Source organism: Tsuneonella rigui (assembly GCF_003958625.1).
Classification (GTDB): Bacteria; Pseudomonadota; Alphaproteobacteria; order Sphingomonadales; family Sphingomonadaceae; genus Tsuneonella; species Tsuneonella rigui.
The window spans coordinates 395,513-420,138 of sequence record NZ_RSEL01000005.1; the positions used below are offsets into that span (position 1 = coordinate 395,513).

Genomic DNA, 24,626 nt, shown 5'->3' on the forward strand with positions numbered 1-24,626 from the left:
CACCGCCCGCCGCGGTTTTCGTTCTGTGGCCATGGAAACCCGCTCGCCGCGAGCTTGGTTCCCTCGCAAGGAGGGCGGGCGTCAGTTGGCGCCGATCGCCAGGAAACGATCTTCGCGCATGCGCCGGAGCTGCTCGGGAGCGATCTGGGCGAGCGTGTCGAGCTCGTCTCCGATCGCCGTGCCGAGTGCTCGTGCGGCCGCCGCGGGATCCCGATGCGCGCCGCCGATCGGCTCGGGCACGATCCGGTCAATCACGCCGAGCCGTTCGAGATGCTGCGCAGTCACCTTCATCGCCTCGGCCGCTTCAGGTGCCTTCTCCGCGGTGCGCCAGAGGATCGAGGCGCATCCTTCCGGGCTGATCACCGAATAGACCGCGTGCTCCATCATCAGCACCCGCTCGGCGCTCGCCAGCGCGACCGCGCCGCCGGAGCCGCCCTCGCCCACGATCACCGCCACCATTGGTACCGGCAGCGCGAGGCACGCTTCGGTCGACCGCGCGATGGCTTCGGCCTGACCGCGCTCTTCCGCCTCGATGCCAGGGAACGCGCCAGAAGTGTCCACCAGCGTCACCACCGGGATGTTGAACCTGCCCGCGAGTTCCATCAGGCGGATCGCCTTGCGATAGCCCTCGGGCTTACCCATGCCGAAGTTGTGGCGGATACGGGTCTCGGTGTCGTGGCCCTTCTCGTGGCCGATCAGAACCACCTTGCGCTCGCCCAGCTTCGCGAGACCGCCGATGATCGACTGATCGTCCCCATACAGGCGATCCCCGCCGAGCGGCACAAACTCTTCGAAAGCGTGCGCGACGTAATCGCGAAAGTGCGGCCGGGAAGGATGACGCGCGACCTGCGTCTTCTGCCAGGGCGTCAGCGCCGCGTAAGTCGTCGCGAGCAACTCCGCACTCTTCGCCTCGAGCCGCGCGAGCTCGGCAGAGATATCCACCTCGTCCCCCTCGGACGCGGCGCGAAGCTCGGCAATGCGCTGGTCGAGCTGGGCGACCGGCTTCTCGAATTCGAGGTAGGACTGCATCGGCAAGGCAGCTAGTCCCCCCGGCGCGCGCGCGCAAGCGGATGCCGCTCGTTGACCAGCGCGACCAGCCGCGCGGAATCCACATGGGTGTAGATCTGCGTGGTCGCGATATCGGCGTGCCCCAGCAGCGTCTGCAGCACCCGCAAGTCCGCTCCCCCTTCGAGAAGGTGGGTCGCGAAGGCGTGGCGCAGTACGTGGGGGCTGACCTTTTCGGGTTCGATGTCGGCGCGGGCAGCAAGCTCTTTCAGAAGCTGAAAAAGCCGGACCCGCGTGAGGTGCTTGCCGTTTCGCGAAGGAAACAGGTGCTTTCCCTGCGGACGGACCACCAGCCAGCGCGACAAGGCCGCCCGCGCAGCGCTGCTCATGGGCACGATGCGGGTGGTCCCACCCTTCCCCGTGACCGTGATCAGTGGCGCATCGCGCGGAACTGCGGACAGCGGGAGCGAAACGAGCTCCGTGGCGCGTAGTCCTGAACCGTACAGCAGCTCCAGAAGAGCAAGCATGCGCAAGGCCGCGGGGCTGTCGGTGAACGCTTCCAACTCGGCCCTCGCGAACAGCGCCTCCACCTCCGCATGGCTGAGGATGCGCGGCAGGGGCCGGCGGGTGGCGGGGCGCGGGAGCGCGCTGCTGGGATCGTCCTCGCGCACGCCTTCGTCGGCCAGGAAGGCGTAGAACTGCCGCAACGCGGACGCCTTGCGCGCGACGCTCGACGGAGCGAGGTCGGCCCAGGCGTTGCCAAGTTTCGTCAGCGCCGCCCGATCGGCCTTGGACAGATCGCCCAAGTGCTCCTCGGCATTTTGCAGATCACGGCGATAGGCGGCCAGGGTGTTCAACGCCGCTCCCCGCTCGGCGGCGAGCATGGCGAGGAAATCGTCGATCGCACTCATGCCGCGCGCCGCGCGATCACCCGCGCGCGACCGCCTCCGCCGCGATCATCCGCGCCTCGGCCGACAGCCCGACCCGATTGAGCGCGCTGACGATGTGGTAGAGGTGGCGCGGGGTCATCTGCTTCCAGTCGGTGCCCTGCATTCCCAGCCCCGCAAGGAACGTCACCAGCGCCTGGTTGTCGACTGCCGCAGCGGAGTCGATCGCGCGGGTCCAGCGGGTTGCGCTGCCGAGGCCCATCTTGAGGTCGCTCGAGTAGCTCGACACATCGCCCTGATTGATCCGGCCGAGACCAGCGAGACCCGCGACCAAGAACTGGGACTTGCGCTTGTCGTCACTCGAATCGTCGTCGACGAAATCATCGATTGCGCCGGTCGAGACTGACCCTGCGGGAGCCGGATTGGCAAACACGAGCTGTGCCCAGCCTGCGCTCCCCTGCGGCACCACGTTCGCCCAGCGAAGCGCGTCACGCTCGAAGCCTGCCGCCAACATTGATGCGAGCAGAGGGCCTGCGTCGTCGGCAAAGTCTTCGCTCGGCTCCAGCCGGGCAGCGGCGAATGCGGTCAGGACAAGCCGGGCGTAGTCAATGACCCCACCGCCCTGCCCGCGCCAGATATCGCGGATCGCAGCCATCCGCGCGGCTGCGTCCGCGCCGACGTATGCCTGGCGCAGCTGGATCGCGAGCGCCGCGGCGGGCCCTTCGAGGTCTTCCTCGGTATAGGCCTGGGAATAGAGATCGACCAACGCCGCTGAGGACAGAATGCCCTCCCGCGCTGCCAGCTCCGATGCGGCGATCCGGCGCGGCAGGCCGAGCATGGGCGCCGTGGCGGCAGCACGGCTGTAGTAGGGTCCAGCGCCGTCGAGCAGCGGATCGGGGATCGGCTCGCCCACCGCGTTCGCCAGTGCGAAGCGCATGGGGGTCAGCTCGTTGACGTCGGTCCACTCGATCGTGACCGCCCCGCGGCCCTCGCCCGCTGCACCAGCGTATCGCAGCGCGAGGAGCGCATCGATCGAGGCCGCCTGGCCGCGGTAGCGCACGCGGCTGATATCGGCCTTGGCCCGCGCGGCCTCGCCCGCGAACGCGCCGCAAATGCCCTGCAGCAGGCGCCAGTTCGCATCCTCGCGCACGCCGCCCTGCAAGCGCACCGCCGGGCAGGCTCCGACGAGGTCCGCAGTGCCGATATAGGCATCGAGCGCGGCGGCGGTCAGCGCGGGGTTCCAGTTCGAGGTGTCGACGTCCTGCGCCAGCGCCCTCGCCGCGCTGAATTCGCCCATCGCGTTGAGCGCACGCACACGCAATGCTGCGAAGTCCACCGGGTCCATGCCGGCGGGTGCCTCAAGCCGGCTGGCAAGCGCTCGACGCAGCAGGATGTGCCCCCAGCGCGAAACCAGCGGACCTTTGGTACCGGCGAGTGCCGCGCGGACGAGCGGCTCAGGCTGGTTGGCAAGCGAGAACGTCGGCAATCCGCCTTCGGACGGCGCGAGTACGCCGACTTCGGCAAGCGAACGCCGCGCCCCGGCGGGAATGTCGACCTTGGGTTTCAAGCCCAGCAGTTCGTCGAGCTCGTCGGTCGACATGCGCTCGAGCTGGTCGAGCGTCGGCAGCTTGCCGGCGAAGCTGGGCAACGCTGGAACGGGCGCCGATGCTCCGCCCGGAACAGGCTGAATCACCGGGACCGAGGTCGCGCCGCCCGTCGGTCCAGCCGCGGGTGTTTGCGAGGAGGTCGCGGTCGCGCGCGGGGTCGGGCTCGGTGTCGGCGCGGGCTTAGGCTCGTCGAAGCCCGGCGGCAGGATCGACTGCGGTGCGCTCTGCGCGAGCGCCAGGCCGGACACAACCGCCAGCGAGGCCGCGCCCGCTGCGAGGAAGCCGAGACGCTTCACTGCGCGTGTTCCGGGACTACAACCGGCTCGCTGATCGGATGCAGCGCTTCTTCGCCGCCGTCGATCCAGGCGTAGACCAGCAGCAGCACGACCAGCGCGCCTGCGATCCATCCCATTCGCTTACCCGTCATTGCCAAGAACGCGACCCTCTTCCGACCGATCAGCACAGCCGCCGCGCGGGTACCCGCGCACGGTTGCGCAGGCCCTAGCCCATCTATAGGCGAGGCGGCAATGCGCTCTGCGACCGCCGCCCTCACCCCCGCCGAAATCGGCGCGATCGCGCGCCGGATCGACCGTTCGGTGGTGCTCGTGGGCCTGATGGGGGTGGGCAAGTCGACCGTCGGGCGTAAACTCGCGGGATTGTTGCACGCTGATTTCGTGGACGCCGACGAGGCGATCGTCGATGCCGCGGCGATGTCGATCGCGGAGATCTTCGAGCGCTTCGGCGAGCCCTATTTCCGGGATGGCGAGCGGCGCGTAATTGCTCGGCTGATCGAAGAGCATCACGGCGTGATCGCCACCGGCGGCGGCGCGTTCGTGAATCCGCAGACGCGTGCCCTGATCCTCGAGCGCGCGATCGCCGTGTGGATCGATTGCGACACCGCCACGCTCGTCCAGCGCACCGGCCGGCGCGATGATCGACCGCTGCTGCGCAATGGCGATCCGGCCGAAATCCTCGACCGCCTGCGCCGCGAGCGCGAGCCGTTCTACGCCGAAGCGCCGATCCATGTGACCAGCGCCGACGGCCCGCAATACGATACCGCGCTGCACATCCTGGAGGCGATCGACCGATGGCTGTAATTCCCGTCGCGCTCGCCGGGCGAAGTTACTCCGTCGAGGTCGGGCACAGCCTGCTCGAACGCGCGGGTGAGTTGGCGGCGCCGTTCCTGCGGAAAGCTTCGGTGCCGGTGGTGGCGGATCGAAACGCGTGGGCGCTGCATGGCGCGCGGCTGGAGGCGGGTCTGGCGGAGACCGATCGCTCTGCCTCGGTCTATATCGTCGAATCCGGTGAGGGGTCGAAAAGCTGGACGGGGCTTGCCGCATTGACGGATTGGCTCCTTGCTGAGGGAGTCGAGCGCGGCGACCACGTGATTGCGTTCGGCGGCGGTGTTGTTGGCGACCTGACCGGCTTCGCGTGCGCCATCCTCAAGCGCGGGTGCGGCTTCGTACAAGTGCCCACCACGCTGCTTGCGCAAGTCGACAGCTCGGTCGGCGGTAAGACCGCGATCAACACCTCGGCCGGCAAGAACCTGGTTGGTGCATTCCACCAGCCATCACTTGTGCTGGCCGATCTCGCGACACTCGGGACGTTGCCCGAACGTGAGTTGGGCGCGGGATATGCCGAAGTGCTCAAGTACGGGGTGCTTGGTGATCGCGCGTTTTTCGACTGGTTGGGCGTTCATGGGAGCGAAGTCCTGTCGTTCGCCGACGGACCGCTCGAACACGCCGTGGCCACCAGCGTGGCGATGAAGGCCGCCATCGTCGCGGAGGACGAGCGCGAGACTACGGGGCGCCGCGCGTTGCTCAACCTCGGTCACACTTTCGGTCACGCGCTGGAAGCTCAGACCGGCTTCGGCGAGCGTCTGTTGCATGGCGAGGCGGTCGCGCTCGGCATGGTTCTGGCGGCTCGTTTTTCGGCCCGCGCGGCACTGATGGACGCCAGCGACGCCAGCAAGGTCGCAGCGGCTGTGAGCGACGCCGGCCTGCCGGCAGAAGTCGCGTCCCTGGGTTTGAACTGCGACGGCGCCACGCTCGTCGAGCACATGCTGCACGACAAGAAGATGGACGCCGGCGCCCTGCCCTTCGTCCTGCTGCGCGGGATCGGGGAGGCGTTCCTGGCCCGCGATGTCGATCTGGCAGATGTGGCGGCGTTCCTGCACGAGGAACTCGCCCGATGACCCGCTTCGTCGACCTGTCGATCCCGATCACCAATGATGTCGTGTCCGATCCCGAGATCATGCGCCCGCGGATCACCTACATGACGCACGAGGATACCTGGAAGCAGATTGCCATGTTCTTTCCGGGGCTTACCAAGGGCGATCTGCCCGATGGCGAAGGCTGGGCGGTCGAGCAACTGACGCTCAGCACGCACAACGGCACGCACATGGATGCGCCGTGGCATTTTCATTCGACCACCGATTCCGGCGCCAGCCCTGCCCCGAGCATCGACGAAGCGCCGCTCGATCGGTTCTTCCGACCAGGGGTGAAGCTTGACTTCAGCCACCTGTCGCATGGGCATGTCGTGACCGCACAAGAGGTTCAACATGCCTTCGAGCGGATCGAGTATGAACTCAAGCCGCTAGACATCGTGCTGGTGCAGTCGGGCGCGGTCTACGGCACCGACAACTTTACCGATCAGGGCGTCGGCCTTGGCGGGGAAGCGACGCTGTTCTTGACCGAACGCGGAGTCGAAGTGGTCGGCACCGATGCGTGGAGCTGGGACGCGCCGTTCAGCCACACCGCCAAGCGCTGGGCCGAAACCCGCGACCCGTCGATCATCTGGGAGGGCCACAAGGCCGGACGCATCCGCCCGTATTACCAGATCGAGAAGCTGACCAACCTCGCCGCCTTGCCGGCGTACGGGTTCACGCTGAGCTGCTTCCCGGTCAAGATCGAGCGCGCCAGCGCCGGGTGGATCCGGGCGGTCGCGCTGATCGAGGACTAGGCCGCTGGGCGCGAGCGGATCGGCGCCACGTTGGCGGCCGCGTCGCGCATCATCTCGTCATGTTCTGCGAACAGGCGGTCGAGTTCATCCCGGCGGCTGAGCAGGATCTGCGCAATCCCGGGTGCCAGGCTGTCGCCGTCGCCGATGCGGCCCAGCAAGGCCGCGAGATCGCTGATCGTCGCCTCGTCGGGCGTCTTGAAGAAGTGACCGCGGCCGTCGAAGAAGCCGGTTCCCTTGTGAGCCATCGTCGCTCTCCTCGCGGGTCCGTGATGGACCCGGACAGCGGAGAGTCTCGCGAAGCCGCGCCGCGCGCCAGCGGATTTACCACGATTCGCGCAACCCGCCCCGCGGCGGAACGGTTCACTTCACAAGCGTTTCCGGCTCCAGATCGACGCGTCCGAAGCCTTCGAACAACGCGTCGAACAGCAACGACCGATGGCATTCGGCCGCATCGCGTTCGTAGCAGAGCAGAGCGACCCGCTGGCCCTCGGCGATCTCGCGCAGTTCGCCCATCTGCGCCATCGCCTCGGGCAGTTCGAGCTGGCCGGCATAGACTCGCGCCAGTCCCGCGTGATCGCCCCGCCGCGCCGCCTCACGCCCTTCGGCGGGTGTGCCGAGCTGCTTGAAGTGGCGGTAGGCGATGCCCGCTTCCTCGGCGGCCGCCTTGAGGCTCGACTTCGAGAATCCCGGTCGGCGCGATAGGGGCAGGAAGCGGATGTCGGCGAGCAGCTCGACACCTGCGTCCTTCAGCGCGTCGATCACCGCGGCTTGGGTCACGCCCTCATAACCCATGGTGTAGATCGTCGGCATCAGAACAGCCGCGATCCGTTGGGCACGTGCACGTCGGGGGCGAACAGGACGACCTCGCCCGCTGCATCGGCAAAGCCGAGCGTCAGCACTTCGGACATCACCGGTCCGATCTGGCGCGGCGGAAAGTTGACCACGGCCGCCACCTGCCGCCCCGGCAGTTCGCCGAGCGCATAGTTGGTCGCAATCTGCGCCGAGCTCTTCTTCACCCCGATCGCCGGGCCGAAATCGATCTTCAGCCGGTACGACGGCTTGCGCGCTTGGGGAAACTCTTCCGCCTCGACGATGGTCCCGATGCGGATATCGACCTTGAGGAAATCGTCGAACGCGATCTCCTCAGCGGCCGGCGCATCAGCGGCGTGGGCGACGTGCATCACTCCAGCTCCAGAATCACCTCGTCGACCGCGAGGCTGTCGCCTTGCTTGGCGTTGACCTTGGCGACCGTGCCGGTCTTCTCGGCGCGCAGGATATTCTCCATCTTCATCGCCTCGACGGTGGCGAGCGGCTGGCCGGGCTGGACGGTGTCGCCCTCGCCCACGTGGAGCGCGACCAGCAGGCCGGGCATCGGGCAGATGAGGAACTTGGAGAGGTCCGGCGGCACCTTCTCGATCATGTGCTGGGCCAGGTGGCCGATGTGCGCGGGCAGCACCCGCACCTCGTGCTGCGCGCCGCGCGTGGTCATCCGGTAACCCCAGCGCCGCGGGGCGAGCTGGATGCCGTAGCTGGCGACCGGCTCCGCCTCGTCGTCGTCGGCGTCCTCGCCGTAGAGCTCGACCTCGACCAGCCGGTCGCCCGGCGTGTATTCGAGCGCGATCGCGACCGGCTGCCCATCGACGGTAATCGCGTCGTCTTCCAGGCTCACTGCGTGATCGTGACCGTCGATGCGCACCACCCACTCGCCGTTGACGTCATCGTCCTCGGCGAGCTGCCCGTCGATCCTACGCGCCCGGTCGGCGTCGGCGGTGGCGAGCGCGCCGGCGACCGCGGCGAGCGTTCGGCGCACCTCCTCGCTGGTGGCAGCGCCGTGGAAGCCTTCGGGATACTCCTCGGCAATGAACCCGGTGGTGAGCTCGCCCGAGCGGAAGCGCGGGTGCTGCATGATCGCCGAGAGGAAGTCGACGTTGTGCCCCAGCCCGTCGATGCGGAAGTTGTCGAGCGCCTGGACCTGCAGGTCGGCCGCCTCGTCGCGGGTCGGCGCCCAGGTCACCAGCTTGGCGATCATGGGGTCGTAGAACATGCTGACCTCGCCGCCTTCGGCGACTCCGTCATCGACGCGGATGTATGCGGACTTAGCCCTCTCCCCTTGAGGGAGAGGTTTGGGAGAGGGGTCGGCGGCGCCAGCCGCCGCTTGCGCGGCGAACCCCTCTCCCTCCGCGCCTGACGGCGCTCCTCCCTCTCCCTCAAGGGGAGAGGGGAACGGTGCCTGACGGTACCGCGCCTCCGGCGGCCGATAGCGGATCAGCCTCCCCGTGCTCGGCAGGAACCCGCGATAGGGGTCTTCGGCATAGACGCGGTTCTCGATCGCCCAGCCGTCGATGCCGATGTCCTTCTGTGCGAACGGCAGCTTCTCGCCCGCCGCCACGCGGATCATCTGCTCGACCAGGTCGACGCCGGTGATCGCCTCGGTCACCGGATGCTCGACCTGCAGCCGGGTGTTCATCTCGAGGAAGTAGAAGCTCTCCCCCGTCGGGTCCGCGCCGCTGACGATCAGCTCGACCGTGCCCGCGCTGTAATATCCCACGGCCTTGGCCAACGCGACGCACTGCTCGCCCATCGCCTTGCGCATCTTGGGGGTGACGAACGGGCTCGGCGCTTCCTCGACCACCTTCTGGTGGCGGCGCTGGATGCTGCACTCGCGCTCGTTGAGATAGACGATGTTGCCGTGCTTGTCCCCGAGCACCTGGATCTCGATGTGGCGCGGGTTGAGAATGAACTTCTCGATGAACACGCGGTCGTCACCGAACGAGTTCAGCCCCTCGCGCTTCACGCTCTCGAAGCCCTCGCGCACGTCGGTCTCGTTGTAGGCGAGCCGCATGCCCTTGCCGCCGCCGCCGGCGCTGGCCTTCATCATCACCGGGTAGCCGATCTCGGCCGAGATGCGCACCGCGTGCTCGGTATCCTCGATCTCGCCGACGAAGCCGGGGACGACGTTGACGCCGGCTTCCTTGGCGAGCTTCTTGGATTCGATCTTGTCCCCCATCGCCGCGATCGCGTTCACCGGCGGTCCGATGAAGGCGATCCCCTCGGCGGCGAGCGCCTCGGCGAAGCTGGTCCGTTCCGACAGGAAGCCGTAGCCCGGATGCACCGCCTCTGCGCCCGTCTGCTTGCACGCGGCGATGATCTTGTCGGCGACGAGATAGCTCTCCGCCGCCGGCGCCGGGCCGATGTGCACCGCCTCGTCCGCCATCCGCACGAACGGCGCGCGCGCGTCGGCGTCCGAATAGACCGCGACCGTCGCGATACCCATGCGCTTTGCCGTCCGCATGATCCGGCACGCGATCTCGCCGCGGTTGGCGATGAGGATTTTGGAGAACATTGTCAGTCCTTTGCGCGCTTGCGGCGCCAGATGTAGATTGAAAAGACTACGTAGAGAGCGACCGCGCCAAGTAAAAACCAGAACGCCTGATCATCCGCTCGCTGGTTGCAAGCAACGGGACTGTCCGGCCCCAATCCGCACTGCAAAAGAATTTGCATCCAGACGAACGTCGCGGCCGCGGCGTAGGCAATACTTACAGCCAGGAATCCGAGAGGCCTCATCGCGGCAGCCCTAGTCCATCATGCCGGACTTGATCGGGCATAGTGCTTCCTTCGGTCGCAGCGCGAAAAGAGAAGCACCTCCCCGGATCAAGTCCGGGGCGACGAGGTAGGTGGATGTTGGTCACGCGGCCGGCTCCATCGCGCCGCAGTTCGCCGCCCGCAGCGGCTCATCGCCCTTTAGCGCCGTCAGCCCCAACTTGGCGAACAGCGCCGCGTCGCTGTCGTCGCCCGCATTGGGCGCGGTGAGCAGTTTGTCGCCGGTGAAGATCGAGTTCGCGCCGGCGAGGAAGCACAGCGCCTGGGTCGCCTCGCTCATGCTCTCGCGACCCGCGGAGAGGCGCACCATCGACAGCGGCATCGTAGTGCGCGCCACCGCCACGGTGCGGACGAACTCGATGTCGTCGATCTTGGCGAGCGGGGTGTCCGCCAGCATGTCGCCCAACACGGTGCCCTTGACCGGCACCAGCGCGTTGACCGGCACGCTTTCGGGATGCTGCGACAGGGTGGCGAGCGTGTGGATGAAGCCGACCCGGTCATCGCGCGTCTCGCCCATGCCGACGATCCCGCCGCTGCACACGTTGATGCCGGAAGCGCGCACGTTGGCGAGCGTGTCGAGCCGCTCGCCCATCGTGCGGGTGGTGATCACCCGCTCGTAGTATTCGGGGCTGCTGTCGATATTGTGGTTGTAGTAGTCGAGCCCAGCCTCGGCGAGCATGTCCGCCTGTTTCGGCGTCAGCATGCCGAGCGTCATGCAGGTTTCGAGCCCCATCGCGCGCACGCCCCTCACGATCTCGACGATCGCGGGCATGTCGCGGTCCTTGGGATTGCGCCAGGCGGCGCCCATGCAGAAGCGCTGGCTACCGTGGTCCTTCGCCTGCGCGGCGGATTGCAGCACTGCCTGCACGTCCATCAGCTTGGTCGCCGCGACGCCGCTGTCGGCCTTCACCGACTGCGAGCAGTATCCGCAATCCTCCGGGCAGCCGCCGGTCTTGATGCTGAGCAGGGTGCAAAGCTGGACCTGTTCGGGCGGATGGTTCGCGCGGTGCACGCTCGCCGCCTGGAACAGCAGCTCGGTGAACGGCAGGTCGAACAGCGCGGCGATCTCCTCGCGCGTCCAGTCGGTGCGGATCATCGTCATGGCAGGACCTTCAGGAATGCATAGAGAAACGCGCCGACGCCGACCGAAAGCAGCCCGCTGGCGATATGCTGGGACATCAGCAATTGCTTCAGCAGCGGCGGGTCGGCAGCCTTCGCTTTCATCTCCGCGGTGGTGATCGTGGTCAGCGCGGCAAAGCTGGTGATCGCCGCCAGGCCGAGCAGCGCGACGGTCAGCAGGATCATCCATTTGCCGATGTTCGTGCCGTTATGCCCGTTAATAAGCCCGAATACGCCGCCGATTGAGATCAGCGACAGAGTCGTCAGGAACTTGAAGAAATCGTACACGCGCGCAAGCCCGTCGCGCTCGGAGGCCGATACCGGTTCCTCGTCGTCGGTCACTGTCTCAGCCACCTTCGCCGGGCGCCGCCGGCTCCGGGCAGCCGGTGGTGAAGCCGTACTGCGGGTCGAGCTTCTCGGGCGTGGGGAAGAGGAACTGGAGCGCCGCCGGCACGACAGCGTGGTAGATCGTCGCGTGGGTGTATTCGGGGTGCGGCACCGCACACACCTCGCGGCGCGGGCCGAGCGCGGTAAGGAAGCTGGCATCGAACCCGGCCTCCTCGGCGCCTTCTTCCGCTGTGGCGATCATCAGGCGGTGGCCGTCCTGTGCCTTGCCCGCCAACGCAGAAGCGGCGGCGGAAAGCGCGGCGTTGTCCCACCACAGGCTCGGGCTGATCGCGGCGTAGCTGCCGAACAGGTCGGGCTCGCGCAGCCAGGTCTCGGCGATGAACAGCCCCGCGAGCGATTCGCCGATCACCCCATCGGTGCCGTTGGTGCGATAGCGCGCGGCGATCAGCGGCTTGACCTCGTCGCGGATGAAGCGGCGGAAGCGCTCGGAGTGGCCGGCGGTCGGGTACTTGGCGAGCAGCGCGGGGTCGGCGGTCGGCCTGGTCAGCTCGTCGCGCCGGTCCTTTGTTGCGATGCCGACGATGATCGCGTCCTGCTGCCGGCCCGACGCCGCGCCGATCACGCTGGCGCCCACGACGTGGACGAAGTCCTGATCCACCCCGCCGTCGATCAGGTAGAGCACCGGGTAGCTCTTCGTGTCCTTCGCGTAGTCGGCGGGGAGGTAGACGTTGATCGTCCGCTCGGTGCTCATGACCTGGGAGGGGACGGTGTAGCTCTCGCCCAGCGTGATCGGCTGCGGAGCCGGCTCTGCCGCCGCGGACGAGGCAAGCGCCGCGCAGGCGAGGAGGAGCGTGCGCAAGCTCACAGCGCCATCCAGATGATCGCGACGAACAGCACCATCCCGACCACGAACAGCGCGCCGAGCACGCGCTGGCCGAAGCCGGTCCAGCGGCGGACGGTTCGATCGCCGGTCGCGAGGCGGATGATCTCCGATTGCGCGGCGAAGCTGACCGTCGCACCAACCGCGGTAAGCACGCTCGCGGCGACCAGCGGCCAGTGCGGCAGGTGATCGACCGCAGGCGACGCAGCGATCGTCAGCAGGCCGCCGAGGATCACCAGGCTGACCATCCCGGTCCACTTGTAGAAATCGTATTCGAGCGCCTCGGGCGAGACCTTGGCGCGGAAATCGACCGGCACCTTGTGCTCTGCGGGCGGCTGCGTACTCATGCCGGCTTGCGCGCCAGGTAGAGCCCGACCGCCATCACCGCGATGCCGAGCATGCGTTTCGGCGTCAACGCACTCTGGATCGCGCCGAGCCAGCCGAAGTGGTCGATCGCTGCCGCCGCCACGATCTGGCCGAGCAGGACGAAGAAGATCGCGTTGCCCAGCCCTATCCGCGGCGCCGCGTAGGCGACCGAGGTGGCGTAGAACAGCATGAACACCGCGCCGAACCAGATGTACGGCGTCTCGAAGGTGAAGGCCGAGCGCTGAGGCGCGCCGGTGAGCGCGACCAGAGCGAGGGCGATGATCAGCCCGACTCCGAAGGTCACCGCGGTGGCTGCGAAGGGCCCGCCGAGCTGCTTGCTGAGCCCAGAATTGAACGCCGCGAAGATCGGAATTCCGATACCCGCTGCGAACATCATCGCCGCGATCGGGAGAAAGGCGTTGGACGGCGCGGCGCTCACTTGGTCGCGTCCTTCAGCAACGGCGCGTAGCCGTAGCAGTCACAGCCCTTCACCGCGCACAGCCGCTCGTCGTGCGCGCCCGCGTGGTGCGTGCCAAGGGGATGCCCGCAGTGGCGGCAATCCGGCTTCACTCGGCCGCTTCCAATTCGCTGCCCACGGGCGGCATGTTGTGGCCGAGCAGGCGGAGCAGGTCCGCTGCGCACTCAACTACGTTCGAGCCGGGGCCGTAGATGCCCTGCACCCCTGCCTCGCGCAGGAAATCGTAGTCCTGCGGCGGGATCACACCGCCGGCGACGACCTTGATGTCAGTCCGGCCCGCTTCCTTGAGAAGCTGGATCAGTTCGGGGATCAGCGTCTTGTGACCGGCGGCGAGGCTGCTGGCGCCGATCGCGTCGACGTTCTCAGCCAGCGCCATGTCGCGGGTTTCGCTCGGGGTCTGGAACAGCGGGCCGCTGACGATGTCGAAGCCCATGTCGGCGAAGGCGGACGCGATCACGTTGGCGCCGCGGTCGTGGCCGTCTTGGCCCATCTTGGCGACCATCACCTTGGGCGCGCGGCCTAGGCGGCGGGCAACGGCCTGCACGCCGTCGACCACCTGCGCGTAGCGGCTGTCGCCTTCGTAGGCGGCGGAGTAGATGCCGGTCACCGGCGTCGGGTTGGTGCCGTAGCGGCCGAATGCCTCTTCCATCGCGGCAGAGATTTCGCCCAGCGTTGCGTCGTGGCGTGCTGCTTCGACGGCGAGAGCGAGGAGATTACCGCCGGTCGTCGCTCCCTTAGTGAGTTCGGCCAGCGCGGCCTGGCATGCCGCCTCGTCGCGCCCCGCACGCACCGTCTTAAGCCGCGCGATCTGCGCCTCGCGCACGGCGTGGTTGTCGACCTCGAGCGTGTCGAGGTGCTCTTCCTCCGCCTTGCGGTACTTGTTGACCCCGACGATCACGGTCTCGCCGCGGTCGATGCTCGCTTGCTTGGCGGCCGCTGCTTCCTCGATCGCCGCCTTGGGCTTACCGGTCGCAACGTAAGCGGTCATGCCGCCCGCCGCATCGGCCTCGGCGATCAATTTCTCCGCTTCTTCCACCAGCTTGGCGGTCAAAGCTTCGATGTAGTATGACCCGCCGAGCGGATCGACGACGTTGGTGATCCCGCTCTCTTCCTGCAGCACGAGCTGGGTGTTGCGGGCGATGCGGGCGGAGAAATCGGTCGGCAGCGCGATCGCTTCGTCGAGCGCGTTGGTGTGCAGGCTCTGCGTACCGCCCAGCACCGCGGCCATCGCCTCCACCGTGGTGCGGATGACATTGTTGTAGGGGTCCTGCTCCTGCAGGCTGACGCCGCTGGTCTGGCAGTGGGTGCGCAGCATCTTCGAGCGCTCGCTCTTCGCCCCGAGGCCGTCCATCACCCGGTACCACAGCGTGCGCGCGGCGCGCAGCTTGGCGACCTCCATGAAGAAGTTCATCCCGATGCCGAAGAAGAAAGACAGCCGGCCGGCGAAGGCGTCGATGTCGAGCCCCGCCGCCATCGCGCGGGTGGCGTATTCCTTGCCGTCGGCAATGGTGAAAGCGAGCTCCTGCACTGCGGTCGCGCCGGCCTCGTGCATGTGATAGCCCGAGATCGAAATGCTGTTGAATTTCGGCATGTTGGTCGAGGTATATGCGATGATGTCGGAGACGATCCGCATGCTCGGCTCGGGCGGATAGATGTAGGTGTTGCGGACCATGAACTCTTTGAGGATGTCGTTCTGGATGGTCCCGTCGAGCTTCTCCTGGCAGACGCCCTGCCGCTCCGCCGCGACGATGAAGAACGCCAGCACCGGGATCACCGCGCCATTCATGGTCATCGAGACCGACATCTGATCGAGCGGGATGCCGTCGAACAGGATTTCCATGTCCTTGACGGTATCGATCGCCACGCCCGCCTTGCCGACATCGCCGACCACGCGCGGGTGATCGCTGTCGTAGCCGCGGTGGGTGGCGAGGTCGAAGGCGACCGACAGGCCCTTTTGCCCCATCGCCAGATTGCGGCGGTAGAAGGCGTTGGACTCTTCAGCGGTCGAGAAGCCGGCGTATTGGCGGATGGTCCACGGGCGCCCGGCGTACATGCTCGCCTTCACCCCGCGGGTGAACGGCGCGAAGCCGGGGAGGCCCGGGTCGGCCGGCGCGTCGTCAGCGGTGTAGAGCGGCTGGATCGCGAACCCTTCCGGCGTGTGCCAGGCGAGGTCCTTGCCCTTCACTTCCTTGTCGGCAAGCGTTTGCCAGTCGGCGCGGGTCGGCTTCTCGGTCATGCGAGTCCCCTAAGCACACTCGTCATGCCAGCGGAAGAGCGACCCGCTGACCGCCCCCTTCCCCCCCACATCGTCACCCCGGACTTGATCCGGGGGTGGTGCTGTTCTTCTCGCGGCGGCGAAGAATAAGCACGAGGCCCGGATCAAGTCCGGGCCGACGAGGGGATTGCGTTTTAAGCCGCAGCACTCGGCCGCGCGCTGACAGCTTCGTGCCAACGCAGCAGCGCCGCATTCTCCGGCCCCGGCCCGCAGCCGACGAAGGTCGCGAAGTCCACCGTCGTAAGCAGCAGGATGTCGGCCATCGAGTAGCGGTCACCCGCCAGGAATTCCGAATTCTCGAGGCTGCGGTCGAAAAACGCGAAGGCATCGGCCACCCGCGGCCGGTTGCTTTCGCCCCACTCGGCATTCCGGCCCGGCAGCGCAGCGGTGAAGCGGTGGGTGTGGACCCACACCTGCCCGACCGGGTTCATCGCGATCATCTCGACCCGCCGGTTCCACATCTCAACCCGCCCGATCTCGGTCGGTGTGCGACCGAACATCGGCGGATCGGGGTGCAGCGCCTCGAGGAACCGGCAGATCGCGACGCTCTCGGCGATCACCGTGCCGTCGTCGAGCTCGAGCGCCGGGGTCTGCCCGCGCGGGTTGATCGCGAGGAACTCGGGCGCCTTGTGCTCGCGCGCGGGGATCGAGACTTCCTTCGAGGGCAGCGAAATGCCTTTCTCGGCGGCGAAGATGCGCACCCTGCGCGGATTGGGCGCGGGGTTCGGACTATCGTAGAACAGCATCCTCAGCGCCCCTTGAACGCGGCTTTGCGCTTCTGGAGGAAGGCCATGCCGCCTTCCATGGCATCTTCGCTGCCGCCGGCGACGCGCTGGCCTTCCGCTTCGGCGAGGAACACCTGCGGCAGCGTGCCGTCGAGCGCGGTCTGGATGTTGGCCTTCATCGTGCGGTAGGCGAGCGTCGGCCCTTCGGAGAGCTGCGTGGCGAGCGCGGTCGCCTCGTCCATCAGCGCGGCATCGTCGACCGCCTTGTAGATCAGGCCCCAGTCCTCGGCCTGTTGCGCACCGATCTTCTCGCCCAGCATCATCATCCGCGTGGCGCGCGCGCGGCCGATGGCGCGGGCGAGCAGCCAGGTCGAGCCGCCGTCCGGCACCAGCCCGATGTTGACGAACGCTTGCAGGAAATAGGCGCTCTGGCCGGCAAGCACGAAATCGCCCGCCAGCGCGATCGAGCAGCCCACGCCGGCGGCCGGACCGTTGACCGCGGTCACTACCGGCACCGGACAGCGCAGGATCTGGTTGAGCAGCGGGTTGTAGTAGTTCTGCAGCGCAAAGTGGCTGCCGCCCTTTGCGCGCCGCTCGTCACCCCCGCCCCGCGCGGCGAGATCGGCGCCCGAGCAGAACCCTTTCCCCGCGCCGGTAATCAGCACCGCGCGCGCATCGCCGAGGTCGTAGAACGCGTGCGTCAGGTCCTCGGCCAGCTCGATGGAGGCGGCGTTGAGGCGCTCGGGCCGATTGAGCGTGATCTTGAGGACGCCGCCCAAGCGTTCGGTCAGGATGATTTCGTAATCGGCCACGCGCGCTCTCCCGTTTGCGTTTCGCTTCGCAACCGGTGTGGCGTGGGATTAGGACCGACACAAGCCTCATCGTCACCCCAGCGCAGGCTGGGGTCTCGTGCTGGGTAGCGCCACGCCGCACGAGGCCCCAGCCTTCGCTGGGGCGACGCGGAAGCGCCTAAAACACCACACAACCGTCACCCCGGACTTGATCCGGGGTGGTGCTTCCTTCCAGCGCCGCGCTCGCAGAAAAGCACTGGCTCGGATCAGGTCCGGGCCGACGAGAGGTTAGTTCGCGGCCCCACCCCGCGGCGTCTCCATGATCTCGGTGAGCTGGCCCATCATGTCCTTGGGATGGAGGAAAAAGATCGGTGTCCCGTGCGCGCCGATGCGGGTGGGGCCGAGGATGCGCTTGCCGAGCCCCTCGAACCAGCTACGCGCCTCGTCGATATCAGGCACCTCGTAGCAGAGGTGGTGCTGACCCCCGAGCGGGTTCTTCTCGAGGAACCCGCGGATAGTCGAGCCCTCGCCCAGCGGCTCGATCAGCTCGATCTGCGTGCCGTTGATGCCGGAATCCGTCGGCGTATCGACGAAGCAGACCTTCACCCCCTGCTCGGGCATGTCGAACGGCTCGGTGATCTGCGTCGCGCCCATCACCTCGCGGTAATAGCCCACGCTATCCGCGATCGAAGGCGTCGCGACGCCGATATGATTGAGACGGCCGAGTTTCATCTTGCTGCTCCTTCATCAGCAATTTTAGGCCAGTCGATCGCTTCACGAAAAACGATAAAGCCAATGCAGACATTGACCATCCATGATCGAACCTCGGCTAGTTCATCCTCCAAAAGCTGCGACACGGCACTCTCGAACGCCCGAACCTCTTCAGATGAGGAAAGCGACGAGTAGATTCGAGCCGCCGGAAGGACGTTTCCGCCGTAATCAGAATCCGGACGGCGCATAGCTTTCAATAAGGCTGTGCGAAGTTCAGTTGCGTCCCTCATTGCAGGTCTTCACAGCGGAATATTGTCATGCTTCTTCCACGGGTTCTCAAGCACCTTCCCGCGTAGCTTCCTCAGCCCCAGCGCGATCCGCCGCCGGGTCGAGTGCGGATAGATCACCTCGTCGATGTACCCCCGCTGCGCCGCGACGAACGGGTTGGCGAAGCGTTCTTCGTATTCGCGGGTCTTCTCCGCCTGCTGCTCGGCCGGGAGGCCGCGGAAGATGATCTCGACCGCGCCCTTGGCGCCCATCACGGCGATCTCGGCGGTGGGCCAGGCGTAGTTGAGGTCGCCGCGCAGGTGCTTGGACGCCATGACGTCGTAGGCCCCGCCATACGCTTTGCGGGTGATCACGGTGATCTTGGGCACGGTCGCCTCGGCATAGGCGAACAGCAGCTTGGCGCCGTGCTTGATGATTCCGCCCATTTCCTGCGCCGTGCCCGGGAGGAAGCCGGGCACATCCACGAAGGTGAGGATCGGGATCTCGAACGCATCGCAGAAGCGGACGAAACGCGCGGCCTTCTTGCTCGAGTTGATGTCGAGCACGCCCGCGAGCACCATCGGCTGGTTGGCGACCACGCCCACCGTGCGCCCTTCGACCCGGCCGAACCCGGTGAGGATGTTGCCCGCGTGGGCCGGCTGGATCTCGAAGAAGTCGCCCTCGTCGAGCACCTTTCGGATCACTTCGTGCATATCGTTAGGGCTGGTTGGCGTTCGCCGGGATCAGCGTGTCGAGGCTGTCCTCGACGCGGTCCCACGGGTCGGCGGTCGGGCGCTCGGGCACCGGCTCGCGGTTCGAAAGCGGCAGGTAATCGAAGAACGCGCGGGTCGCGAGCAGCGCCTCGATGTCGTTCTCGTAGGCGAGATCGGCGACCGAGGTCTTGGTGGTGTGAGTGATCGCGCCGCCGAGCTCCTCCTGGGTCACGACCTCGTTGGTCACCGTCTTCACCACGTCGGGACCGGTGACGAACATGTAGGAGCTGTCCTTCACCATGAAGATGAAGTCGGTCATCGCCGGCGAATAGACCGCTCCGCCCGCGCACGGGCCCATGATCAGGCTGATCTGCGGCACCACGCCGCTCGCCAGCACGTTGCGCTGGAACACCTCGGCATAGCCGCCGAGGCTGGCGACCCCTTCCTGGATGCGTGCGCCGCCGCTGTCGTTGAGGCCGATGACCGGCGCGCCGACCTTCATCGCCATGTCCATCACCTTGCAGATCTTCTCCGCGTGGCGCTTGGAGAGCGAGCCGCCGAACACGGTGAAATCCTGGCTGAACACGAACACCAACCGGCCGTTGATCGTGCCCGATCCGGTGACCACGCCGTCGCCAGGAAACTTCTGTTCCTGCATGCCGAAGTCGACGCAGTCGTGCTCGACGTACATGTCGAGCTCCTCGAAGCTGCCCTGGTCGAGCAGCACATCGAGTCGCTCACGCGCGGTCAGCTTTCCCTTGGCATGCTGGGTGGCGATGCGCTTCTCGCCCCCACCCTGGCGCGCAGCGGCGCGGCGGCGTTCGAGCTCGGCGATATTGGCGGACATGCGCTCTCCCGGGGAATGGAGCGCGAGCGGTAGGCCGGGTGTAACGAAACCGTCAAGCGGGGCGAGCCCAGCTCTCTCCCCTCGAGGGAGAGATACGGAGACTTGCGAGCTCGCTCGCTAGTCGGAGTTGAGAGGGGGCCGCGGCGCGAGCTGACGCTCGCGACCCCTCTCCCAGAGGACTTAAAGCCTCACCACCCCCTGCGCGATCAGGCTGCGCGCGGTGTCGAGGACCGTCTGCTCGACCGGCAGCGTGGTCCAGCCCAGCAGGTCCTTTGCGTGCTGGCCCGAGACGACCTTGCGCTTGCCGACCTCGCCCGCGATCTGGCGGATGTCGCGACTGAACAGCGCCGTCAGCTTGAGCACGAGCGTCGGCATTCGGCGGCTCGGCACCTTGCGCGCGTCTTCGCCCATGTGCTGGCGCAGGACCTGTGCGATGTCCTCCATCCACATGAACTCTGCCGCGCAGGCGAAGCGCTCGTCTCGGATTTTGTCGGCGGGCGCCTCGAGCGCGAGCACGTGGAGACTGGCGACATCGCGCACGTCGACCACGGTGAATCCGACACGCGGGATCGCGGGAATCTCGCCGGTCAGAAAGCGGCGGACGAATTCGATCGACGCGGATAGGTCGTCGTTTACCACCGGCCCCAGCACCGCGACGGGGTTGACGCTGCAGAACGCCATCTCGGGCGCGTTCTCGGCGACCCAGTCGCGCGCGGCGCGCTCGGCGATGGTCTTGGACTTGACGTAAGGCTGCACCTCGGGCGCGCTGAGGTTGGTCCAGTCGGCTTCGTCGAACGCGGTCTTGGAGGCTGGATGGCCATAGGCGATCGCGGCCGAGCTGCTCGTCTGCACGAAATGCTGCACGCCGGCCGCCTGCGCGAACCGCAGCGCGCGCAAGGTGCCCTCGCGCGCCGGGACGATCAGCTCGTTCTCGTCGCGCGGCACGCCGACCGGGAACGGCGAGGCGACGTGTGCGACGTGGGTGCAGCCCTCGTTGGCGAGGTCCCACCCAGCATCGCTCATCAGGTCAGCTTCGAACACGTAGAGCTGGTCGCCCGCGCCCGGCCAGCGCCCGCGCAGCCGCGCCTCGCTCTTGGCCTTGCTGCGGACGGTGGTGCGCACACACCAGCCTTTGTCCAGCAACTGGTCGATGACTTCGCCGGCGATGTATCCGGTGCCGCCGGTGACGAGAACGGTCCCTGCCATATGCCTGTCTCCCCTCGCGCGCAGGCTACGCGCAATGGGCGGCGCGGGCAATCAGCGCAGCAGCACCAGCTCCTCGGCCATCGTCGGGTGGATGGCGACGGTCTGGTCGAACTGTTCCTTGGTCAGCCCCGCCTTAACCGCCACCGCGGCGGCCTGCATGATCTCAGCGCTCTCCGGCCCAATCATATGAATGCCGAGGATCTTCCCCGATCCTTCCGCGCACACCATCTTGTACAAGGACCGTTCGTTGCGGCCGGCGAGGACGTTCTTCATCGGCCGGAAGTCGCTTTCGTAGACCTTGATGCTGCCGAACTTGTTTCGCGCCTGACCCTCGGTCATGCCGACGCCGGCGAGGGGCGGGTGACTGAATACCGCGCTCGGGATGCACGAATGGTCGACCGCGGTCGGCTTGCCGCCGAACAGGGTGTCGGCGAACGCCTGCCCCTCGCGGATCGCGACCGGAGTGAGCTGCACGCGGCCGGTGACGTCGCCCACGGCATAGATGTGATCGACGCTGGTCTTGCTGAACCGGTCGACCACGATCTCGCCGTGCTGGCCGAGCTCGACGCCCGCCTTGTCCAGTCCCAGCCCCTCGGTGTTCGGCACGCGACCGGTGGCGAACAGCACGCAATCGACCACCAGGTCCTCGTGATTGGTCATCGAGACCTTGAGGCAGCCGTCCTCGGTCTGCTCGATCGCCTTGAATTCGGCGTTGAAGCGGAAGTCGATGCCCTTCATCACGCTGATCTGCAGCAGCCGGTCCCGCAGGCTCTCGTCGTAGCCGCGCAGCAGCTGGTCTGAGCGGTTGATGATCGTCACCTTGCTGCCGAATTCGTTGAAGATGCCGGCGAACTCGTTGGCGATGTAGCCGCCGCCGGCGATCAGGATGCGCGGCGGCAGGGCTTCGAGGTGGAACGCCTCATTGCTGGTGATGCCCAGTTCGTTCCCCGGGCATTGCGGCACATGCGGCCGCGCGCCGGTGGCGATGAGGATGTGCTTGGCGGTGACGACCTTGCCGCTGCCGAGCGTGATCTCATGCGGGCCGGTCAGCACCGCGCGGTCGAGGATGATCTCGACCTCGTTGTTCTTCAGTGTGTCGGTGTAGGCGCCGTTCAACCGGTCGACGTCCTTCAGCACGTTGTCGCGCAGCACCGACCAGTCGAACTTCGGGTTGTCGATGGTCCAGCCGAAGTTCTTCGCGTCCTCGAGGTCCTCGGCGAAGTGCGCACCGTAGACGAGCATCTTCTTGGGCACGCAGCCGCGGATCACGCAGGTGCCGCCGACCCGGTGCTCCTCGGCGACCGCGACCCGTGCGCCGTACCCCGCCGCGATGCGGCTCGCGCGCACCCCGCCCGAGCCCGCGCCGATGACGAACAGATCGTAGTCGTAGGTATCGTCCGCCATCATGTGCCTCCTGTCAGCGAGGGCGCATATGGCGGGCGGCTGGCGCGTTGCCAACCTCACTCGAGATCGTGGATCGCCGGGTCCCAGAAGGTGGCCAGCGCGACCGCGGCGATGGTCATGGTGCGGATGGTGCCGGGATCGAGATCGGGGTCGCCAGTCAGCGCGGGGCGGCCGGTCAGCGACAAGGCGCCGATCGTCTGCCCGTTGCGCTCGAACGTGTAACCGATCGGGGTCAGGCTGGGCAGCGAGGTGCCGGCGATATGGTGGAGCGAGTGGAACCGGATGGTCTCGCCCCCGAGCGCGATTTCGCCCGCGCGTTCGTAGCGGGTGATTGCGGTGCCGCCGCCGACGACTTCCTGCAGCTCGAATCGTGCGGGGATCGCGCGGCCCTCGGCGGTGAAGGCGCAGCGATAGGCAAGCGGACGGGTCGTCACCTCGGCAAGGCCAAGGTCGAGCGCGTGCTCGCGCATGCCGCAGTCCGCTTCGATGGTGGAGCTGATCTCCGGCCCGGCGATCGTGAAACGGCTGGCGCCCGAGCGTTCGATCGACCCGTCGGTGAACGCGGCGCGCTCAAGCCCGCGCGCGAAGTGGCCGCTGTAGGGGCCCACTTCGAACGTGCCCGACGGCGCGCCGCCGATGCCGGTGAATTCATTGAACCAGGTCATCCCGGTCAACGCCTCCGGCATGCGGATTTGCGCCTGCGTGCATCCGGCCAGCGCAAGGCACGCCGCCAGACCGATTCCAGCCCTCATTCGGTGATCTCCCTCATTGATCCCGAACGGGAAAAATGAGCAGCGCACCTGAACGCAAGCTGGCGCGGCCGGGCGGCGCGCTTGTGCTTTAGCCGCGCGAGCGGCGCTGGAAATTGCCGCCGCCGTTGCCGCCGCCGCCCGGGCCCTTGCCGAAGCGACGGCGCCGGTTCTGGCCACCGCCGGCAGGCTTGCCGGCCCGGTCACCCTGGCGCTCGCCAGTCCGCTCGCCCTGGCGCTGGTCCTGGCGCGGGCCGCGGTCGTTGCGGCGGTCGCCGATCGGCTTGGGCTGCACTTTCTGGCGCGGCGCGTTTTGCACCTGACCGGGGTTGCCCTTGGGCCGAACGATCGGCGCGTCTTCGATGAAGGCGCGGAAGTTGTCGGGCAGCGGCAGGCGCGTGCAGGTGACGCCGGTCAGCTTCTGGATGTCGCGCAGGTAAGCGCGCTCGTCCTCGGCGCACAGCGTCAGCGCGATGCCGTCCGCCCCGGCACGCGCGGTGCGGCCGATGCGGTGGACGTACTGCTCGGCGACGTTGGGCAGCTCGAAGTTGATCACGTGGCTGACGCCCGGGATGTCGATCCCGCGCGCGGCGATGTCGGTCGCGACCAGGATCTTGACCCGGCCCGACTTGAAGTTCGCCAGCGCCCGCTCACGCTGCGGCTGGCTCTTGTTGCCGTGGATCGCGTCGGACTGGATGCTCGCCTGCGCCAGTTTCTTCACCACGCGGTCCGCGCCGTGCTTGGTGCGGGTGAAAATAAGCACGCGGTCCATGCCCTCGGTCTGCGGGTAGCGCTGCTTGAGCATCAGCTCGAGCAGGGCCTGCTTTTCCGACTGGCTGACCAGGGTGACGAACTGCTCGACCCGCTCTGCCGTGGTTGCAGCGGGGGCGACCGAGACGTGCGCGGGATTGGTCAGGTACTGCTTCGACAGATCCTTGATCGAGCCCGGCATGGTGGCGCTGAACAGCAGCGTCTGGCGCTCCTTCGGCATCAGCGCGACGAGCTTGCGCAGCGCGTGGATGAAGCCGAGGTCGAGCATCTGGTCCGCCTCGTCGAGGACGAGGATTTCGATGCCGTCCAAACGGAACGCCTTCTGGTCGACGAGGTCGAGCAGGCGGCCGGGCGTGGCGACGAGGATGTCGGTGCCGCGGTGCAGTTTGTTGCGGTCGCGGCCCACCGAGGTGCCGCCGACGACGACGTCGACCTTGAGGCCGGTGAAACCGCCGTAATCCTCGGCGCTCTTGGCGATCTGGCCGGCGAGCTCGCGCGTCGGCGCCAGCACCAGCATGCGCGCGGACTTGAACGGCGTCTGCCGGTCAGCCTCACGCAGACGATCGATGCTCGGGAGCATGAACGCGGCGGTCTTGCCGGTGCCGGTCTGGGCGATACCGAGGAGGTCGCGGCCCGCCAGCACCAGCGGGATCGCCTGCGTCTGGATCGGGGTGGCGACGGTGTAGTTCTTCTGCTCCAGCGCCTGGAGCACGGGCTGCGACAGCCCAAGGTTTTCAAAAGACATAGTAAATCTCAATGCCATGCGGCAACGCGCGGACGGAGTCCGGGCGTGCAGCGGGGTGGTGAGGCTCCGAAGACCCTCGTCAACGACCCGCGTGAAATGGGCTGTCAGGTAAAATGGACCGAGACGCGGCCGGGGCGATTTTTGATCGCCTGTTCACGCTGCGTAGGCGTC

Annotated in this window: 25 protein-coding genes and 1 pseudogene; 3 read left to right on the top strand and 23 right to left on the bottom strand. The window is 67.2% G+C overall.

The features are described from left to right. Positions 1-81 precede the first annotated feature (81 nt). From ELY12_RS02670 to ELY12_RS02680, 3 genes are read right to left on the bottom strand one after another with little or no spacing between them, the layout of a single operon-like run. Complete coding sequence (locus tag ELY12_RS02670; protein WP_126175146.1) at positions 82-1,029, bottom strand: acetyl-CoA carboxylase carboxyltransferase subunit alpha; 948 nt, start codon at positions 1,027-1,029, stop codon at positions 82-84. An 11-nt stretch (positions 1,030-1,040) separates the two neighbouring features. Continuing rightward, positions 1,041-1,916: a tyrosine recombinase gene (locus tag ELY12_RS02675; protein WP_126175147.1), complete on the bottom strand. Its 876-nt coding sequence runs from the start codon at positions 1,914-1,916 to the stop codon at positions 1,041-1,043. A gap of 16 nt (positions 1,917-1,932) precedes the next feature. Further along, on the bottom strand, positions 1,933-3,795 hold the full coding sequence (locus tag ELY12_RS02680) for a hypothetical protein (protein ID WP_126175148.1): 1,863 nt from the start codon (positions 3,793-3,795) through the stop codon (positions 1,933-1,935). 231 nt (positions 3,796-4,026) lie between these two features. Between ELY12_RS02680 and ELY12_RS02685 the strand changes: the two genes are divergently transcribed. Genes ELY12_RS02685 through ELY12_RS02695 form a run of 3 tightly spaced genes read left to right on the top strand, consistent with a single transcriptional unit; the run spans position 4,027 to position 6,460 of the window. Further along, the gene (locus ELY12_RS02685; RefSeq protein ID WP_126175149.1) at positions 4,027-4,596 is read left to right on the top strand and encodes a shikimate kinase; all 570 of its coding nucleotides are present in this window, start codon (positions 4,027-4,029) and stop codon (positions 4,594-4,596) included. Further along, entirely contained in the window at positions 4,587-5,693 is a 1,107-nt protein-coding gene (gene aroB, locus ELY12_RS02690; protein WP_126175150.1) for a 3-dehydroquinate synthase, read from the top strand. The genes ELY12_RS02685 and aroB overlap by 10 nt, the downstream gene beginning before the upstream one ends. Beyond that, positions 5,690-6,460, top strand: a complete 771-nt coding sequence (locus tag ELY12_RS02695) for a cyclase family protein (RefSeq protein WP_126175151.1) — start codon at positions 5,690-5,692, stop codon at positions 6,458-6,460. The genes aroB and ELY12_RS02695 overlap by 4 nt, the downstream gene beginning before the upstream one ends. On the opposite strand, the gene ELY12_RS02700 is transcribed toward ELY12_RS02695, so the two are convergent. From ELY12_RS02700 to ELY12_RS02790, 20 genes and pseudogenes are all read right to left on the bottom strand, one after another. Beyond that, entirely contained in the window at positions 6,457-6,705 is a 249-nt protein-coding gene (locus ELY12_RS02700) for a hypothetical protein (RefSeq protein WP_126175152.1), read from the bottom strand. The two genes, ELY12_RS02695 and ELY12_RS02700, sit on opposite strands and share 4 nt — an antisense overlap. 115 nt (positions 6,706-6,820) lie before the next feature. Then, positions 6,821-7,270, bottom strand: coding sequence for a DUF488 domain-containing protein (locus ELY12_RS02705; RefSeq protein WP_126175153.1), 450 nt, complete (start codon positions 7,268-7,270; stop codon positions 6,821-6,823). Then, the gene (locus ELY12_RS02710) at positions 7,270-7,641 is read right to left on the bottom strand and encodes a tRNA-binding protein (protein WP_126175154.1); all 372 of its coding nucleotides are present in this window, start codon (positions 7,639-7,641) and stop codon (positions 7,270-7,272) included. The genes ELY12_RS02705 and ELY12_RS02710 overlap by 1 nt, the downstream gene beginning before the upstream one ends. Continuing rightward, on the bottom strand, positions 7,641-9,803 hold the full coding sequence (locus tag ELY12_RS02715; protein ID WP_126175155.1) for an acetyl-CoA carboxylase biotin carboxylase subunit: 2,163 nt from the start codon (positions 9,801-9,803) through the stop codon (positions 7,641-7,643). Before ELY12_RS02715 ends, ELY12_RS02710 begins: the two co-directional genes overlap by 1 nt. Before the next feature lie 342 nt (positions 9,804-10,145). Continuing rightward, entirely contained in the window at positions 10,146-11,162 is a 1,017-nt protein-coding gene (gene bioB, locus ELY12_RS02720) for a biotin synthase BioB (protein ID WP_126175156.1), read from the bottom strand. Then, positions 11,159-11,521, bottom strand: coding sequence for a hypothetical protein (locus tag ELY12_RS02725; RefSeq protein ID WP_126175157.1), 363 nt, complete (start codon positions 11,519-11,521; stop codon positions 11,159-11,161). The genes bioB and ELY12_RS02725 overlap by 4 nt, the downstream gene beginning before the upstream one ends. A 4-nt stretch (positions 11,522-11,525) precedes the next feature. Then, positions 11,526-12,392, bottom strand: coding sequence for an alpha/beta hydrolase (locus ELY12_RS02730; RefSeq protein WP_420907041.1), 867 nt, complete (start codon positions 12,390-12,392; stop codon positions 11,526-11,528). Further along, positions 12,389-12,754 carry a hypothetical protein gene (locus ELY12_RS02735; protein ID WP_126175158.1) on the bottom strand — a complete coding sequence of 122 codons (366 nt, stop codon included), beginning with the start codon at positions 12,752-12,754 and terminating at the stop codon, positions 12,389-12,391. The genes ELY12_RS02730 and ELY12_RS02735 overlap by 4 nt, the downstream gene beginning before the upstream one ends. Further along, positions 12,751-13,212, bottom strand: a complete 462-nt coding sequence (locus ELY12_RS02740; protein ID WP_241229694.1) for a DMT family transporter — start codon at positions 13,210-13,212, stop codon at positions 12,751-12,753. Before ELY12_RS02740 ends, ELY12_RS02735 begins: the two co-directional genes overlap by 4 nt. Then, positions 13,209-13,343, bottom strand: a complete 135-nt coding sequence (locus ELY12_RS14545) for a hypothetical protein (protein WP_277600233.1) — start codon at positions 13,341-13,343, stop codon at positions 13,209-13,211. The genes ELY12_RS02740 and ELY12_RS14545 overlap by 4 nt, the downstream gene beginning before the upstream one ends. Then, a complete protein-coding gene (gene scpA, locus ELY12_RS02745; protein ID WP_126175159.1) occupies positions 13,340-15,487 on the bottom strand; it encodes a methylmalonyl-CoA mutase in 2,148 nt (715 codons plus the stop codon). Before scpA ends, ELY12_RS14545 begins: the two co-directional genes overlap by 4 nt. A 173-nt stretch (positions 15,488-15,660) precedes the next feature. Beyond that, the gene (locus ELY12_RS02750) at positions 15,661-16,272 is read right to left on the bottom strand and encodes a glutathione S-transferase family protein (RefSeq protein ID WP_126175160.1); all 612 of its coding nucleotides are present in this window, start codon (positions 16,270-16,272) and stop codon (positions 15,661-15,663) included. Positions 16,273-16,274: 2 nt separating this feature from the next. Next, positions 16,275-17,063 (bottom strand): enoyl-CoA hydratase-related protein, encoded by a 789-nt coding sequence (locus ELY12_RS02755; RefSeq protein ID WP_126175161.1) that lies wholly within the window; start codon positions 17,061-17,063, stop codon positions 16,275-16,277. A 267-nt stretch (positions 17,064-17,330) separates the two neighbouring features. Then, positions 17,331-17,774 carry a methylmalonyl-CoA epimerase gene (gene mce, locus ELY12_RS02760; protein ID WP_126175162.1) on the bottom strand — a complete coding sequence of 148 codons (444 nt, stop codon included), beginning with the start codon at positions 17,772-17,774 and terminating at the stop codon, positions 17,331-17,333. Then, a complete protein-coding gene (locus ELY12_RS02765; RefSeq protein WP_126175163.1) occupies positions 17,771-18,043 on the bottom strand; it encodes a hypothetical protein in 273 nt (90 codons plus the stop codon). The genes mce and ELY12_RS02765 overlap by 4 nt, the downstream gene beginning before the upstream one ends. A gap of 9 nt (positions 18,044-18,052) precedes the next feature. Then, positions 18,053-19,580 (bottom strand): annotated as a pseudogene (locus ELY12_RS02770) (acyl-CoA carboxylase subunit beta). Between the two features lie 180 nt (positions 19,581-19,760). Then, positions 19,761-20,786 carry an NAD-dependent epimerase/dehydratase family protein gene (locus ELY12_RS02775; RefSeq protein WP_126175164.1) on the bottom strand — a complete coding sequence of 342 codons (1,026 nt, stop codon included), beginning with the start codon at positions 20,784-20,786 and terminating at the stop codon, positions 19,761-19,763. Positions 20,787-20,837: 51 nt separating this feature from the next. After that, the gene (gor, locus tag ELY12_RS02780) at positions 20,838-22,190 is read right to left on the bottom strand and encodes a glutathione-disulfide reductase (protein ID WP_126175165.1); all 1,353 of its coding nucleotides are present in this window, start codon (positions 22,188-22,190) and stop codon (positions 20,838-20,840) included. A gap of 56 nt (positions 22,191-22,246) precedes the next feature. Beyond that, complete coding sequence (locus ELY12_RS02785; RefSeq protein WP_126175166.1) at positions 22,247-22,942, bottom strand: VV20781 family protein; 696 nt, start codon at positions 22,940-22,942, stop codon at positions 22,247-22,249. 88 nt (positions 22,943-23,030) lie between these two features. Further along, positions 23,031-24,455 (bottom strand): DEAD/DEAH box helicase, encoded by a 1,425-nt coding sequence (locus ELY12_RS02790; protein WP_126175167.1) that lies wholly within the window; start codon positions 24,453-24,455, stop codon positions 23,031-23,033. Positions 24,456-24,626 lie beyond the last annotated feature (171 nt).

Excerpts from the sequence above, each read along its gene's own strand:
- ELY12_RS02790 (WP_126175167.1), bottom strand. The coding sequence starts at position 24,455 with ATGTCTTTTGAAAACCTTGGGCTGTCGCAGCCCGTGCTCCAGGCGCTG.
- scpA (WP_126175159.1), bottom strand. The coding sequence starts at position 15,487 with ATGACCGAGAAGCCGACCCGCGCCGACTGGCAAACGCTTGCCGACAAG.
- ELY12_RS02765 (WP_126175163.1), bottom strand. The coding sequence starts at position 18,043 with ATGAGGGACGCAACTGAACTTCGCACAGCCTTATTGAAAGCTATGCGC.
- ELY12_RS02715 (WP_126175155.1), bottom strand. The coding sequence starts at position 9,803 with ATGTTCTCCAAAATCCTCATCGCCAACCGCGGCGAGATCGCGTGCCGG.
- ELY12_RS02675 (WP_126175147.1), bottom strand. The coding sequence starts at position 1,916 with ATGAGTGCGATCGACGATTTCCTCGCCATGCTCGCCGCCGAGCGGGGA.
- ELY12_RS02735 (WP_126175158.1), bottom strand. The coding sequence starts at position 12,754 with ATGAGTACGCAGCCGCCCGCAGAGCACAAGGTGCCGGTCGATTTCCGC.
- ELY12_RS02685 (WP_126175149.1), top strand. The coding sequence starts at position 4,027 with ATGCGCTCTGCGACCGCCGCCCTCACCCCCGCCGAAATCGGCGCGATC.
- ELY12_RS02785 (WP_126175166.1), bottom strand. The coding sequence starts at position 22,942 with ATGAGGGCTGGAATCGGTCTGGCGGCGTGCCTTGCGCTGGCCGGATGC.
- gor (WP_126175165.1), bottom strand. The coding sequence starts at position 22,190 with ATGGCGGACGATACCTACGACTACGATCTGTTCGTCATCGGCGCGGGC.
- ELY12_RS02710 (WP_126175154.1), bottom strand. The coding sequence starts at position 7,641 with ATGCACGTCGCCCACGCCGCTGATGCGCCGGCCGCTGAGGAGATCGCG.
- bioB (WP_126175156.1), bottom strand. The coding sequence starts at position 11,162 with ATGACGATGATCCGCACCGACTGGACGCGCGAGGAGATCGCCGCGCTG.
- ELY12_RS02700 (WP_126175152.1), bottom strand. The coding sequence starts at position 6,705 with ATGGCTCACAAGGGAACCGGCTTCTTCGACGGCCGCGGTCACTTCTTC.
- ELY12_RS02750 (WP_126175160.1), bottom strand. The coding sequence starts at position 16,272 with ATGCTGTTCTACGATAGTCCGAACCCCGCGCCCAATCCGCGCAGGGTG.
- ELY12_RS02670 (WP_126175146.1), bottom strand. The coding sequence starts at position 1,029 with ATGCAGTCCTACCTCGAATTCGAGAAGCCGGTCGCCCAGCTCGACCAG.
- aroB (WP_126175150.1), top strand. The coding sequence starts at position 4,587 with ATGGCTGTAATTCCCGTCGCGCTCGCCGGGCGAAGTTACTCCGTCGAG.
- mce (WP_126175162.1), bottom strand. The coding sequence starts at position 17,774 with ATGAAACTCGGCCGTCTCAATCATATCGGCGTCGCGACGCCTTCGATC.
- ELY12_RS02705 (WP_126175153.1), bottom strand. The coding sequence starts at position 7,270 with ATGCCGACGATCTACACCATGGGTTATGAGGGCGTGACCCAAGCCGCG.
- ELY12_RS02695 (WP_126175151.1), top strand. The coding sequence starts at position 5,690 with ATGACCCGCTTCGTCGACCTGTCGATCCCGATCACCAATGATGTCGTG.
- ELY12_RS02775 (WP_126175164.1), bottom strand. The coding sequence starts at position 20,786 with ATGGCAGGGACCGTTCTCGTCACCGGCGGCACCGGATACATCGCCGGC.